This is a genomic window from Shewanella sairae, assembly GCF_023283535.1.
GTDB lineage: Bacteria > Pseudomonadota > Gammaproteobacteria > Enterobacterales > Shewanellaceae > Shewanella > Shewanella sairae.
This window is the reverse complement of sequence record NZ_JAKILT010000016.1, coordinates 76,671-91,632: the sequence shown is the minus strand read 5'-3', so window position 1 is coordinate 91,632 and position 14,962 is coordinate 76,671. Positions and strand designations below refer to the sequence as shown.

Sequence of the window (14,962 nt, the reverse complement as noted above, 5' to 3'; positions counted from 1 at the left end):
TCCTTTTCTCTTTTTAAGGCAATAAATTACAGTACTTTTGCAATGGCTGCACAAATGACAGGCATATTGGTTTTAGTCATGCCAGCAACGCTGATACGGCCAGATCCTACAATATAAACCGCAAACTCTTCTTTAAGGCGGTTTACTTGATCTTTATTAAGACCTGAGAAACTGAACATACCATTTTGACGCGAAATAAACTCAAAATCCTGGCTGACGCCAGCAGACTTTAATGAAGCAACGAACAAGGTACGCATTTCAGCGATACGTTCACGCATCTCTTGTAGCTCGTCATGCCAAAGTTGTTTAAGCGCCGCATCTTCTAGGATGGTGCTAACAATCAAAGCGCCATGTGCAGGCGGGTTTGAGTAAGAAGCGCGAATCGTGCTCTTTATTTGACTGAAAGCATTAACCGTTTGTTCGCTATTAGATCCAACAACAGTCACAGCACCAATACGTTCGTTATAGAGTCCGAAGTTCTTAGAAAAAGAGTTAGCAACAATAAGCTCAGGTACAGTATTGGCTACAATGCGTAAACCTTGGGCATCTTCTTCAACACCAGCACCAAAACCTTGGTATGCGAAATCAAATAATGGCACTAAACCGTTTGCTAAACAAAGATCGGCAATTTGCTGCCATTGCGCAATATTTAAATCGATACCAGTAGGGTTATGACAACAGCCATGAAGCAATACTAAATCGCCAGCTTGAGCGCTTTGTAGATCAGCTAGCATAGCGTCAAAGTCTAGGCTGTGAGTTTCAGCTTGATAATAACCATATTCAGCTATGTCTAAACCGGCTGTAGAAAAAATATTGTTATGGTTAGCCCAAGTTGGATTACTAATCCAGATCTTCTTTGAATCTGTATGACGAACAAGAAACTCAGCTGCAACGCGCAATGAACCCGTACCGCCTGGCGCCTGAGCGGTTAATGCTCGGCTTTGGCTTACAACTTCATGCTCTGCACCAAATAGCAAAGTTTGTACAGCACGGTTGTAGGCTTCAACGCCTTCCATGCCTAAATAGCTTTTGCTCTTTTCGGTTGCAAGTAATTTCTCTTCTGCAAATTTCACAGACTTCAGGATAGGTGTCTGGCCAGACTCATCTTTATAGATACCAACGCCTAAGTTCACTTTATGTTCGCGAACATCAGCTTTGAATGCATCTGTTAAGCCTAAAATCGGATCTGCAGGGGCCAGTTCAACCTGGGAAAATATCATGACGGCTTTCCTAAATATTAGAAGTGTAGGGATTTCGCCTGTAGTTATAACATTGATGTAAAGCGGTAGAAAGAGAGATTTATGACTATAAGTAATATTTGCGGGATAAGATAAGTTTCGTTAATTTTATGCCTCTATAAGTGCAGTTTTCTCATTCAAAAAGCCTAAGACTTACAATTACACAACTGACCTATGATGAAGGGTTAAGCACGTTTTCACTATTCACTTTATCCTTTACAAATTACGGGCTTGTTATGCCAATCAGTATAAGTCGCTAAGCTACTTAATACATTTGGTCGCAACTCAAGCAAATAGTGGATTGAATGTTGTTCACTTGTGAGTGATATTCAACCTAGCCGTAGGTAGCCAAAACATTCCAAAATGGTGTGTTTTTGCGGTCAAGATAACAAATAAAAAAGCCTTCATATTTGTGAAGGCTTTCAATGTACGGACCCATTTAGCCGTTAGCTAAACCTAGGTTAATTAACCTATTTTTTCTAGGCCGCCCATGTAACCGCGTAATGCTTCAGGTACTGTAATTGAGCCGTCAGCATTCTGGTAGTTTTCAAGTACAGCAACAAGCGTACGACCAACAGCCAAACCAGAACCGTTCAATGTGTGCAATAGGCTTGGCTTCTTATCAGCTTTACCTTTGTAACGCGCTTGCATACGGCGTGCTTGGAAGTCTTGCATATTACTACAAGAAGAGATCTCACGGTACGTATCTTGAGCAGGTAGCCATACTTCAATGTCGTATGTTTTTGCAGAACCAAAGCCCATGTCACCTGTACATAAAACCACAGTACGGTAAGGTAGACCTAGCTTTTGAAGTACGGTTTCAGCATGACCTGTTAACTCTTCTAATGCCTGCATTGAATCTTCAGGTTTAACCAACTGAACCATTTCAACTTTGTCGAACTGGTGTTGACGGATCAAGCCACGAGTGTCACGACCGTAAGAACCTGCTTCACTGCGGAAACACGGAGTGTGGGCAGCTAATTTAATTGGTAAGTCTTCTTCTTCAACAATTGCATCACGCACTAAGTTAGTTAATGGTACTTCAGCAGTCGGGATAAGACTTAGACCTTGGCCTTCTTCTGTTGCAGGCTTAGTGTGGAAAAGATCTTCACCAAACTTTGGTAGCTGACCTGTACCTAGTAAGCTGTCTTCGTTTACCAATAAAGGCACGTAAGCTTCAGTATAACCATGCTCAGTAGTGTGCAAATCTAGCATAAATTGTGCAAGAGCACGGTGCATGCGAGCGATTTGGCCCTTCATTACAATGAAACGAGAACCGGTGATTTTAACTGCATTTTTGAAGTCTAAACCGTTTGCGTTTTCGCCTAATTCAACGTGATCTTTAACAGGAAAGCCGAATTCTTTTGGTGTTCCCCAACGACGAACTTCGACGTTCTCTGATTCGTCTGCGCCAATAGGAGCTGATTCATCAGGTAAATTTGGCACGCTCATAGCGATAGCGTTAAGTTCTTCAAGCAATGAGGCTAATTCAACTTTCTTAGCGTCTAGCTCCTCTCCTAACGAACCCACTTGAGCCATAATAGGCGCAACGTCTTCGCCTTTTGCTTTAGCTTGACCAATCGATTTTGAAATAGCGTTACGGGATGCTTGTAATTCTTCGGTAGCAACTTGTAGCGACTTACGCTTTTCTTCAAGCTTGCTAAGACGCTCAACATCTAAAATAAATCCGCGTGTGGCTAAACGCTCTGCGGTAACTTCTAATTCATTACGTAAAAATTTTGGATCTAGCATATTTTATTATCTTAATAGTTAAAAACGAGAAAACACCAATTGTTGTCCTAGGTAAACGACGAATATACATACGCCGACGTTAACAACAACATTCAATAGGGCTTTGACCAAATAACCTTCTTGCATCAACAACAGGGTTTCGTTGGAAAAAGTTGAAAATGTGGTTAAGGCGCCTAACATACCGACACCGACAAATGCCTTAATCTCAGGACTAAGTTCGCTAACTTGACCGAGTGCGAAGATCACACCCATTAAAAACGAACCCAAGATATTGACTAACAGTGTACCAAAAGGAAAACCACTACCAAATACCTGAAGCATCAATAATGAGATAAGATACCGAAAAACTGCACCAATTGAACCGCCTAAGGCGACAAAAAGAACATTATTCATATCTTTTAACCTCACTTTGTTCATCGAGCATCTTTAATTGACTCAGTTTATCTTTGATCCGCTTTTCAAAACCACGTTCAGTAGGGTAGTAAAATTGCTGTCCCGTTAGCGCTTGAGGCAGATACTTCTCACCACTTGCGTAAGCATTGGGTTCATCATGCGCGTATCGATACCCTTCACCATAGCCGATATCTTTCATTAGCTTAGTTGGTGCATTACGTAAATGCTCAGGAACCGGCTCATGACCTGTTTCTCTGGCTAATTGGCGAGCCTGAGCAAAAGCGGTGTAAACAGCATTACTTTTTGGCGCACTGGCAAGATAAAGCACTGCTTGCGCAATGGCTCTTTCGCCTTCTGATGGTCCAACTCGATGAAAACATTCCCAAGCATTGACAGCGACTGTCATCGCCATTGGGTCGGCATTACCTATATCTTCAGAGGCAATTGCCAAGAGACGCCTGGCGATATACAAGGGGTCACAACCTCCTTCAAGCATCCTACAAAACCAATATAGCGCCGCGTCTGGTGATGAACCGCGGATTGATTTATGGACAGCGGAGATAAGGTCGTAATACTGATCGCCATTTTTATCAAACCCGGCAAGTTGCTGACCAGCGACTTCGGTTATCATCTCTTCAGTAAAGACTTCGCCATCTTTGAGCATGTCGCTCATCAATTCGACTAAATTAAGTGCTTTACGGGCGTCACCGTCACAAACTTGTGCCAGCTTTAAAGCAACGTCCGCAGGCATAATCAACTGACGTTTACCAAGACCTCTTTCTTCATCTTCAAGGGCTTGCTGGACAATGTGGGTTATTTCATCAGGCTGTAATGGCTTGATTAAATACACCCGCGCACGAGATAACAGCGCGTTATTAATCTCAAACGATGGGTTTTCCGTCGTCGCCCCAATAAAAATTACCGTGCCATCTTCAATGAAAGGTAAAAAGGCATCTTGTTGGCTTTTATTAAATCTGTGTACTTCGTCGACGAAAAGTAAAGTGCGTTGCCCACGAGACTGTGCCACGTTTTTAGCGTGCTCTATTGCACTGCGGATCTCTTTTACACCTGATGTCACTGCTGAAATTCGTTCAACATGTGCATTAGCGTAATGGGCGACTAACTCAGCTAATGTAGTCTTGCCTGTGCCTGGTGGCCCCCAAAACATCATCGAATGGGCACGCCCAGCCTCTAATGCCTGGCGCAGTGGTTTGCCTTCGCCTAACAGGTGCGCTTGACCAATATATTGCTCTATCTTCTCTGGCCGCATTCTTGCGGCTAAAGGTCTAAAGTCCGGTGCAAAATCAAAACTAAAACTAGACACTAATGACTCTTAATTGGTTAATTTTAAACGCTGATCGTCAATATCGACATCATCAGGTACAACAAACTTGAACAGATCGCGATCGGTATCGGCAATTGAACTCTGATTCGTTAATTTAAAATCGCTAATATTGCCCTGCTGATCTTTAAGTACCATTTGAGTTAGCTGCTTATCATCGAAACAAACTTGGACTTCTGACACGCCGCTATCTGCGTCTTTCGGGCTAATATCAAAGCAGTTATCGGTTTGAGCAACCTTATACTGCGACCAAGTGGCATCATCTGAGTGCACAAGTAGCGCGATTGGTGATGCACTGATAGCCTGATTAATGTCCATAACAGAAACTTCTTCAGCAAATGGGTTGTAGACCCATACATCAGTACCGTCAGCAACAATTAAAGACTCATCAGGCGCTGTAAGGTGCCAATAAAACTGGTTTGGGTGTGATAATGCAAACACCCCCTCGCCTGTTTGAATAACCTTATCGTTAATGTCTGTCACTGTCTGATTGAAATCCGCTTTGAGGCTGTTAATTTCAGTTAGTTTAACTTTTAGGTTGTCAGCATCGGCTGCCAACACTGGCAGTTGGTAAAACATCGGCAGACTAAGAGCTGCAATGGTGAATATTTTTTTCATACTACTCTCCGAGTTACGCCTATTTTAGGCGTAACACTGAAATGATTCCGTGATCGTGACCAATGGTTACTGCTTTTAAACGTAATCTTTTGGCGGTGGCGGCGCTAATACTTCTCGGTTGCCGTTATGACCCTGGCTACTAACAACGCCTTGCATTTCCATCTGTTCAATAATACGCGCAGCGCGGTTATAACCAATCTTGAACTTACGTTGCACGCTTGAAATCGAGCCTCTACGTGTCTGGGTTACAAAGGCAACGGCTTCATCGTATAGTGCATCAACATCTTCATCTGACTCACTTGCTTCTCCAGGTAATAGGACTTGTTCACCCTCTGCTGAGCCCTGCAAAATTTCATCAATATATTGTGGTTTACCTCGAGCACACCAGTCTGCAACGACTTTATGGACTTCGTGATCATCAATAAATGCGCCATGAACACGATTAGGTACACTCGTACCTGGTGGCAGATATAACATGTCGCCCATACCAAGTAATGTTTCTGCACCTTGTTGATCAAGGATAGTGCGAGAATCGATACGCGATGACACTTGGAATGCCATTCTTGTTGGTATGTTTGCTTTAATCAAACCAGTGATAACGTCAACTGAAGGTCTTTGGGTCGCCAAGATCAAGTGAATACCTGCTGCTCGCGCTTTTTGTGCAATACGTGCGATAAGTTCTTCCACTTTTTTACCCACAATCATCATCATGTCGGCGAATTCGTCCACGACAACAACGATTGAAGGCAGCTTATCTAATTCAGGCGCTTCTGGGTCCATGCTATCAGATGCTTTCCAGAGAGGATCAACAATTGGTTGTCCCGCTTCCTTGGCATCTTTAATTTTTGCGTTGTAACCTTTTAAGTTTCGCACGCCAAGCGCAGACATCAACTTATAACGGCGTTCCATTTCGCCCACACACCAACGCAACGCGTTAGAGGCTTCTTTCATATCGGTTACCACTTCACACAATAGGTGTGGAATCCCTTCGTAAACCGATAATTCAAGCATCTTAGGGTCGATCATGATAAAGCGTACGTCATCAGGACCAGATTTATAAAGTAAGCTAGTGATCATGACGTTTACACCAACTGATTTACCTGAGCCCGTGGTACCTGCTACCAATAAGTGTGGCATTTTCCCTAGATCAACCACCACAGGTTTACCACCAATATCTGCGCCTAATACCATGCTTAAGTGCGATGGGTCGTCTCTAAAAGCATCACAATCGAGTACGTCACGCATAAATACTGTTTCACGGAACTTGTTTGGTAACTCAAGCCCCACATAGGCTTTACCCGGAATAACTTCAACCACTCGGACGTTTTCTGCTAATAAAGAGCGGGCTAAGTCTTTCGATAAGTTGGTGATCTTAGAGGCTTTAATCCCAGGGGCTAATTCAAGCTCAAAGCGGGTAACAACCGGACCAGGATAAACGCCAACCACATTCGCAGTGATATTAAAATCAGCCAGCTTAACTTCAACCAGCTTACCTATCTGCTCTAACTCTTCTTCGGTTATCGGGTTCTTTTTACGATCAGGAATATCCAGTAGCGAGATACAAGGTAACGGCGCCATCGGTGGGCGGTCTTGCTCGACTTCTTGACCAGGCAATACCACGATACCGTCTACGATTTTTGGCTTGTCATCAACTTTCTTTTCATGAAGCGCTTTTTCAGCTGTTGATGTTGTTAAACCAAAGTCGATTACTTCTATATCACCAAGATCTTCGTCTTGATTCACCCAAGGCGCAGCAATTTCAGGCTGCTTTTTTTCGCTATCGGCAGCATTTGATTTTACCGCTGGGGTGTCGATAATACTTGGCTCAACCCGTGCTGCAGGCTGAACAATTTTAACTTGAGATACGACTTTTTCTTGCTGTTCTGCCTGTTCATCGCCCTCTACCTCGTCGTCATCTTCCTCATCTCGTGCATTACGGCGCTCTTTAAAGCGCTCAACCACAGATAAGAATCCTCGGGTATCTTCAGTATCACCCATTTCAGGTTTAAACTTATTAGGTAGATTCTTTAGTGCTTTGAAAAACCAAATGGTGATGTAGCCCGTCATATCAATAACGGTTAACCAACTAATACCTGTTAATAGAGTGAAACCTGTGCCAACAAAACACAGCAGCAATAATGTGGTGCCCAATTTATTAAAATAAGGCAACATTGCTTGGCCTATAACGTCTCCCGAGACTCCCCCGGCAGAAAAACCATAGATTCCATTAGCATTCATACTCGCCAGCGCCGCCAGACTAAATACAATCAGCAAAAAGCCAATCAGCCTTAGACCAACTGAAAAATAATCAATTTCAAGTAGTTTATGTGTGCGCTTAAAAAGGAGCCAACCTGTGAGTGCAATAATAATCGGTATGATGTATGCGCAATAACCAAAAAAGTAAAACAACACATCTGCAACCCATGCTCCTACAGCACCGGTTAAATTATTAATTTCACCATCAAAATTTGACTGACTCCACCCGGGATCGGATGAGTGGAAACTGCTCAAAGCGATTAAGACGTAAGTTGCTAACATGCAACAAATAATGAGACTACCTTCAAGTAGTCGCTGGACGCCGGAGAGCGTTCTAACACTATTTCCCTTAGACAATGGAAAACCTACACTAAAAAAACGTTAATTACAGACAAGATACCAGAAAATAAGACTTTATGCAGCGTTTGCTACTTATGCTCATGAGTGAATAATTATGCATCAACCATTTTTGCATCATTTTGTATCATTTAGCTTTTTACATAAAAAAGGAGCCTTAAAGGCTCCTTTTGTTATAAAAAGTATTACATTACTGTTCAGAAACAGTATTAATAGCTACTCGGTTAGTTTGTTTAACTTCTTCCATCACTACATAAGTACGAGTATCTGACACAGCCGGCAATTTCAAGAGTGTTTCACCCAGTAATCGACGGTATGCAGACATATCTGATACTCGAGTCTTAAGAAGATAGTCAAAATCACCAGAAACCAGATGGCATTCTTGAATATCATCCAGTAGTTGAACTGCTTTGTTGAACTTATCAAAGACTTCCGCAGTATCACGATTTAACGTGATTTCAACAAACACTAACAAGGAAGCACCTAAATAATGCGGATTAACTAGGGCTGTGTAACCTTTGATATACCCTTGCTTTTCAAGCCTTTTTACACGTTCAAGACAAGGCGTAGGACTTAATCCTACACGCTTAGATAACTCAACGTTTGAAATGCGGCCATCAATTTGTAATTCATTAAGTATATTTCTATCGATACGATCTAAGTCTTTTATAGGACTCTTTTTATTATTAACCATATTTATAACCCTGGTTGACGACAATGACAACATTATTATCTGCTTTTGAAAAATCTTCAGCAGCATAAACTACGGAATGAATACTATACTAGATTTCCCTGAAACATTCACGTTCAGGCGATATAAAATAACAATTACACCCATATTAAATGGGTTTTTATGCGAAATTGAGGCTCGAAGATGATTATAGGTGTTCCAAAAGAAATCAAAAATCACGAATATCGTGTAGGTATGGTTCCATCAAGCGTTCGCGAACTGACTTCACGTGGTCATGAGGTTTTTATTGAAACAAATGCTGGCTCAGGCATCGGTTTTACCGACCAAGATTATATCGCTGTTGGGGCGAAAATCCTCGATACAGCTGCTGAAGTTTTTGCACAGTCTGAAATGATTGTAAAAGTTAAAGAACCACAAGCTGTTGAGCGTGCAATGCTACGTGAAGACCAGCTACTCTTTACCTATCTCCACCTTGCACCTGATCTACCGCAAACAGAAGACCTAATAAAAAGCGGTTCAGTGTGTATCGCATATGAAACTGTAACAGATGACAGAGGCACCCTACCTTTGCTTGCGCCAATGTCAGAAGTTGCTGGTCGTATGTCAATTCAAGCTGGTGCAATGGCACTTGAAAAATCTATGGGCGGCCGAGGCATGCTTTTAGGTGGCGTTCCAGGTGTTGAACCTGCAAAAGTTGTTATTATTGGTGGCGGCATGGTTGGTACTAACGCTGCCCAAATGGCTGTTGGACTTGGTGCTGATGTCGTGATCCTTGATAGAAGTATCGATGCACTTCGTCGCCTGAATGCTCAGTTTGATAATAAAGTAAAAGCTATCTATTCAACTGCTGATGCAATTGAAAAACATGTACTAGAAGCTGATCTTGTCATTGGTGGCGTGCTGGTACCAGGTGCTGCAGCGCCAAAGCTTGTGACTAAAGAGCATATCAAGCGCATGAAGCCGGGTTCTGCGATTGTAGACGTTGCCATCGACCAAGGTGGTTGTATTGAAACATCTCATGCAACAACACACCAAGATCCAACTTATATTGTGGATGATGTTGTACATTACTGTGTTGCTAACATGCCAGGTGCAGTTGCGCGTACATCTACGTTTGCGTTAAACAATGCCACATTGCCTTATATCATCAAGCTTGCTCAACTTGGTTATAGAGAAGCACTATTACAAGACAAACACTTGCTAAATGGACTTAACGTAATGCACGGTAAGATCACTTGTGAAGAAGTCGCCGAAGCATTGAATATGGAATTTGTTGATCCAACGATTCTACTTAAATAATCGCTTCTGCGAATTAAGTTAAGACCATCAAAGGGAGCTACTGCTCCCTTTTTGTTGTAAGTATAAAACCAGATTTTTAAGTATTGATTCATTTACGCTAAAAACCAAAAAAGCACCGAGTAGGTGCTTAATGGATATAAACCTATCAGTGGTATTAACTCGCTTGTGCGAAGCTATATCCTTTGCCACGAACGGTATTGATAAGGGTTTTAGGTAAGTGTTTTTGAGACAGTTTCCGTCGAGTATTGCTAATGTGCATATCTAAATTACGGTCAAACTGCCCTAGCTCTTTTTGCAATACCCTAAGCTGGAGTTCTTGCTTGGTAACGACTTGGCCTTTTCTTTCAAATAGATACTTAAAAAGTTTGAATTCAGTTTGGGTAAAAGCGATTGCTCTTTCGGAAATAGAGATCACAAACCGACTCTCATCAAAACTTATCTCTTGTGTAGGCTGCAAATCAAAGTTAGTTTCATTACGAATGACTGCGATACGACGTAATAATGCATTAATTCGAACAGTAAGCTCGCGATAGCTAAAAGGCTTACTCAAAAAGTCATCAGCGCCAAGCTCGTAGACTTTTATTCTATCTTCCTCGGCATCCAACGCTGAAATAACAATAACAGGGGCTTTATCCACTCTGAGCTTTAACAGCTCTATACCGCTTAACTCTGGCATATTAATATCTAACAGAATTAAATCAGGCGTACTTGATTTCAATTTCTCTAACGCTTCGACACCGTTATTCGCGACAGAGACAATAAAGCCTTCCTTTTCCAAAACTGGCTGTACCGCGCTTTGAAATACAAGATCATCATCTACCAATAAAACGTGTTTCATTTCTTTTAAACTTAATGAGAATAATTTTTATTTAGATTACCTTAATGGATTGTTGTTTACTAGCCATTTTATCTAACAAGTGTATTTTTTTACGGCTAAATCGCGCTAAGTATAAAAAAACCAGTAGCTTTCGCTACTGGTCTAATACTGTTTTCTATTATTTTAGCGCTAACTATGGCTATTTATTCAACATCAGCTCGCGTATATATTTAACTGGCGCACTGCCATAGCTTAGGAATTCTTCATGGAATGCTTTTAGATCAAAGTCCTCGCCTTTCAGCGCTTTATACTCTTCCCTGAAATCATAGATCTCACGGTAACCCGAATAGTAACTCGTTAGCTGAACCTGACTTAAGGTTGCTCTACGCCACTTACCTGCCGCTTCTGCCTGTTGTTGAAAGGCTTCATTCATCATTAAGTCTAACGCTTGATCTTCGGTCATACCTTTAACTTGAATGCTATAGTCTAAGATAGTGTTGCAAATGACCCTTAAGTTCCATTTGTAATACATCAACCACATTTCGGGTTCAAAGTTACCGTAGCCCTCTTCTAACATCATACGTTCAGTATATACCGCCCAACCTTCGATCATCGCACCGTTACCAAACAGGCTTTTGATTAGGCTTGGCGATTCGTTTGAATAGACTAATTGCGTGTAGTGCCCTGGAATCGCTTCATGAATGTTAAGCACTTGCAGGATCCAATGGTTGTATTCACGCAGATAGCTTTCAGCTGATTCATCGCTCATACCATCAAGCGGTGTGACGTTGTAATAGGTATTACTCGACTTCTCATAGGGTCCTGGAGCGCTAATTGAAGCCCCTGCATAACCGCGCATGTAAGCTGGCGTTTCACGCACGACGAGTGGTTTGTTTGGATCTAACGTCACTAAGTCTTTTTGCTTAACAAACTCAACGAGCTCCGGAATTTGCGCTCTAACTTCGTCAACAAAATCGTCTCTTTTAACATGCTTAGCGGATAATTTATCAATTAATTGCTTGATTGCGACATTATCGTCTTTTGGCATTGGCGTGTCGAAGTACTTATCCCAAATTTTATGGGTAATTTTCGCCATCTCAGATTGAACGCGATTTTTGTCATTGACAGCCTTTTCATATAAAGCTTTGCCTGACATACCCGCCTGAATATCAAAAGCAAACTTTTGCTCATATAGCTTTTCTCCAATGCGGAAGCTACGTGCGCCCTCTTTATCCAGTTTAACTTCTAGCGCCTTTAGCCAATCAATATGTTCATTAATTGCGATAGACACTTTATTGAAGCGATTTGCAAATAAGGCTTTTTCCTCGTTAGTCAACTCAGACTTAATCACTTGATCAAGTAGCTCTTTTGAGAACACAGAAAAAGCGCCTTGGTTTTGCAATATCGCCAGCTGAGTATGTTCTATGGTTGGATTTTGGATGTTTTCTCTCGCTGCGGCATAATAAGCAGGAACATTCTCCATTCGCGAAAGCACAGAGCGTAAACGTTCTTCTAAGGGGGCAAAGTCTTCATTAACAATTTGCGCAAATCCGCCTGATACATTGTAACTTGCAGGATTCCACTGCCAAGACTTAAAGGTTTCAATGTTCCATTTCATTTCACCCAGTAAGTTTTCTATTAGGCGGTAGTCAGTCAACATTGCGGGTGTCATCGACTTTGGATCAAATTGATTTAATGCTGTTTGCTGAGCATTAATAAAAGCTAGAGTCCCCGCTCGAGTGGCGGCATTTGGCACTTTTAATACGCCGTCATACTTATGGAAGCCACTGTATAGAGCCCACGTTGGTGACTCTATCCAAAGCGCATCAATAAAACCTTGACTAAATTGTTCAAATGCCGCTTTTTGATCGGTGATTTCAACTGCAGCCGGATCTGAAGTTGACTGAGTTTGACAAGCGGTTAAGCCAGCTAAAGAGAGCGCGATAGCAAGAGGTAGCGCAGCTTTTTTCATGATGTCTTCCCTTAATTCGTTTATTGGTGGTCTGTGCCACTTTAAAAATCGACTCAAGTAAATCACGTTCTCTCAAATTTTTCAGTAATTAAACTAAATTAGACAAGCTTTGTTACACAAGTTAAACAGTCAAACTTGGCAATTAATACTAGAGCGCGATTAGCGCTAAGACTAATTTGTATGATTCTGTTGGACCCATGCCAGCACATCAGTAAAACGATATTGCTCAAATTTGCTAAATCCTGCGAGTTGACGCATTTTCAGTTTAGTAAAAATCGGCGTTGTTAGACCGCAGAGAAATCGGCTGATCAATACCGCACTCGCTTTGGTTGCTAACTTAGTGACCGCCTCGTGACATAGTGAATGAAAATCAAATTCAGCCAACGGCGTTAAAGGGAGTGCTGCAGGCAAATGGGAAATATTGCCTAGGCATACGCTACAGTGTCCGCAAGGCGTTGTTAAGCGCTCGCCTGCAAAGTACTGAGCTAATTGCAAACTAAGACAAGATTCACTATCAAAAAAGTCGACCAATTGATTAATACGCTCAATTTCACTGGCTTCTTTTAGACTAAAACGTTCAAATAACCGAGTGGCAAGGGTGTCATTAATATTGGCCCCATATACATCAAATACTTGCGTTAGCTGCTTACTTTCAAGTTCAATAAGCTGCTTTTGATGTAGGTAATCGAGTGCTTTTATGGCTCGGTCACGGCTATTAGGCAGGGTTTGCTCAAGTTGATTAAAATTGGCGCTATACCAAATCTTAGCCTTATCCGAACTATTAATCACTTCAGTTATGAACCCTTGACGCTCAGGATCAAATTTAGCTAATAACCTCTCGAGAGGGCAAAGTAGCTTAAAGCGGTAATCGGCAAAATAGCTGTATTTTGGCTTAATGACCCTTAACATCTCTAAATAGACCAATAATGTTTTTAAACTCAAAGCCCGAATATTCGATGCATTCGACAATGGCGTTAACATTAACTCCCATTGCCCGCCTTCCTCTGCAGCTTGGTTGATCTCTTTTAGCACATGCTCAATAGCGCTTGCTTCGGGCGTATCACCATAAACAAAGTTCTCAAGAACGTTAAGGTTGTCTCTGTTAGCTAAAACCAAACAATCGGAGCTCAAGCCATCTCGCCCGGCTCGACCAATTTCCTGAGCATAGTTTTCAATCGACTTAGGTAGGTCATAGTGCGCAACAAAACGAATATCACTTTTATCTATGCCCATACCAAATGCTATGGTTGCTACAATAATTGGGATCTCACCCGCCATAAATCGTGTTTGGATATTCTTGCGTTTATCACTATCCATGCCAGCATGGTACGCCGTCGCATTAAAGCCACTATTGGCCAACGCTTTAGCGACAGTTTCTGCGGTTTGTTGCAAGGTCACATATACTATTCCGCTCTGCTCTGCCCTTTGACTTAGCCACTGTTTAAGATAATGCATCTTATCGACAGTGTTGATCCCTACCGCTTGTAAGTTTAAGTTAGCGCGATAAAAACCTGTGAGGGTAATGCACTGTTTATCGATACCAAACTTGCTGCCCATATCTTCAATCACTTTTGGGGTAGCAGTAGCCGTTAGCAGCAATACTTGGGGGATATTCAATTGTCTTTGGTAGGCAGGTAGTTTCAAATAGTCAGGACGAAAGTTATGTCCCCACTCAGATATACAGTGCGCCTCATCAATAACTAACATAGAAATCGGCACAGAAGAAATAAACCGCCTAAAACGTTCGTTATTCAAGCGCTCAACTGAAATCATTAAAATTTTAATGTGGCCGTCTGTGACCCCTTGGATAACCGCGCTAGATTGCTCATTCGTCTGAGTTGAGTCAATCGACGCACTAGGGATCCCTTTACTTTTGAGGAACTGTAATTGGTCATCCATTAACGCCAGCAAAGGCGACACAACTAAGGTCAAATGTGGCAGAGCTAAAGCGGGTAACTGATAGCAAAGAGATTTACCTGAGCCGGTCGGAAAAATAGCAGCTGCACTGTGGCCATTAAGGACATTTGCGACCACTTCATCTTGGCCCGCTCTAAATTGATTAAAGCCAAAGTACTGCTGTAGTAGCGCGACAGCGTTATCCATGTTATTTCCTATTTATAAATTGGTGAGTAACTCGCCGCCTTAGCAGCGAGCCTTGGTTAGATGATTGACTGTATTTTCACTGACAATAGCTTGATAACTATCATGAATAATGTTGGCGTCAAGC

11 protein-coding genes are annotated in these 14,962 nt (G+C 42.0%); 1 reads left to right on the top strand and 10 read right to left on the bottom strand.

What is annotated here, in order from left to right; translation table 11 throughout:
* Positions 1–26 precede the first annotated feature (26 nt).
* From L2748_RS09200 to lrp, 7 genes are all read right to left on the bottom strand, one after another.
* Positions 27–1,220: an amino acid aminotransferase gene (locus L2748_RS09200; protein WP_220781829.1), complete on the bottom strand. Its 1,194-nt coding sequence runs from the start codon at positions 1,218–1,220 to the stop codon at positions 27–29.
* A 483-nt stretch (positions 1,221–1,703) separates the two neighbouring features.
* Positions 1,704–2,990 carry a serine--tRNA ligase gene (serS, locus tag L2748_RS09195; protein WP_220781830.1) on the bottom strand — a complete coding sequence of 429 codons (1,287 nt, stop codon included), beginning with the start codon at positions 2,988–2,990 and terminating at the stop codon, positions 1,704–1,706.
* 18 nt (positions 2,991–3,008) lie between these two features.
* Entirely contained in the window at positions 3,009–3,383 is a 375-nt protein-coding gene (gene crcB, locus L2748_RS09190; protein WP_220781831.1) for a fluoride efflux transporter CrcB, read from the bottom strand.
* Positions 3,376–4,707: a replication-associated recombination protein A gene (locus L2748_RS09185; protein ID WP_220781832.1), complete on the bottom strand. Its 1,332-nt coding sequence runs from the start codon at positions 4,705–4,707 to the stop codon at positions 3,376–3,378. Before L2748_RS09185 ends, crcB begins: the two co-directional genes overlap by 8 nt.
* Positions 4,708–4,716: 9 nt before the next feature.
* A complete protein-coding gene (gene lolA, locus L2748_RS09180; RefSeq protein ID WP_220781833.1) occupies positions 4,717–5,343 on the bottom strand; it encodes an outer membrane lipoprotein periplasmic chaperone LolA in 627 nt (208 codons plus the stop codon).
* 75 nt (positions 5,344–5,418) lie between these two features.
* Positions 5,419–7,956, bottom strand: a complete 2,538-nt coding sequence (locus tag L2748_RS09175) for a DNA translocase FtsK (RefSeq protein WP_220781834.1) — start codon at positions 7,954–7,956, stop codon at positions 5,419–5,421.
* A gap of 190 nt (positions 7,957–8,146) precedes the next feature.
* Positions 8,147–8,650 carry a leucine-responsive transcriptional regulator Lrp gene (gene lrp, locus L2748_RS09170; RefSeq protein WP_220781843.1) on the bottom strand — a complete coding sequence of 168 codons (504 nt, stop codon included), beginning with the start codon at positions 8,648–8,650 and terminating at the stop codon, positions 8,147–8,149.
* 180 nt (positions 8,651–8,830) lie between these two features.
* On the opposite strand from lrp, the gene ald reads away from it, so the two are divergent.
* Complete coding sequence (ald, locus tag L2748_RS09165) at positions 8,831–9,946, top strand: alanine dehydrogenase (RefSeq protein ID WP_220781835.1); 1,116 nt, start codon at positions 8,831–8,833, stop codon at positions 9,944–9,946.
* A 154-nt stretch (positions 9,947–10,100) separates the two neighbouring features.
* Here the strand turns inward: ald and L2748_RS09160 are convergent, their stop codons facing one another.
* From L2748_RS09160 to L2748_RS09150, 3 genes are all read right to left on the bottom strand, one after another.
* Positions 10,101–10,784: a response regulator transcription factor gene (locus L2748_RS09160; RefSeq protein ID WP_220781836.1), complete on the bottom strand. Its 684-nt coding sequence runs from the start codon at positions 10,782–10,784 to the stop codon at positions 10,101–10,103.
* A 178-nt stretch (positions 10,785–10,962) separates the two neighbouring features.
* Positions 10,963–12,735, bottom strand: coding sequence for a DUF885 domain-containing protein (locus L2748_RS09155; RefSeq protein ID WP_220781837.1), 1,773 nt, complete (start codon positions 12,733–12,735; stop codon positions 10,963–10,965).
* A 171-nt stretch (positions 12,736–12,906) separates the two neighbouring features.
* Positions 12,907–14,838 carry a RecQ family ATP-dependent DNA helicase gene (locus L2748_RS09150; protein ID WP_220781838.1) on the bottom strand — a complete coding sequence of 644 codons (1,932 nt, stop codon included), beginning with the start codon at positions 14,836–14,838 and terminating at the stop codon, positions 12,907–12,909.
* Between the last annotated feature and the right edge of the window lie 124 nt (positions 14,839–14,962).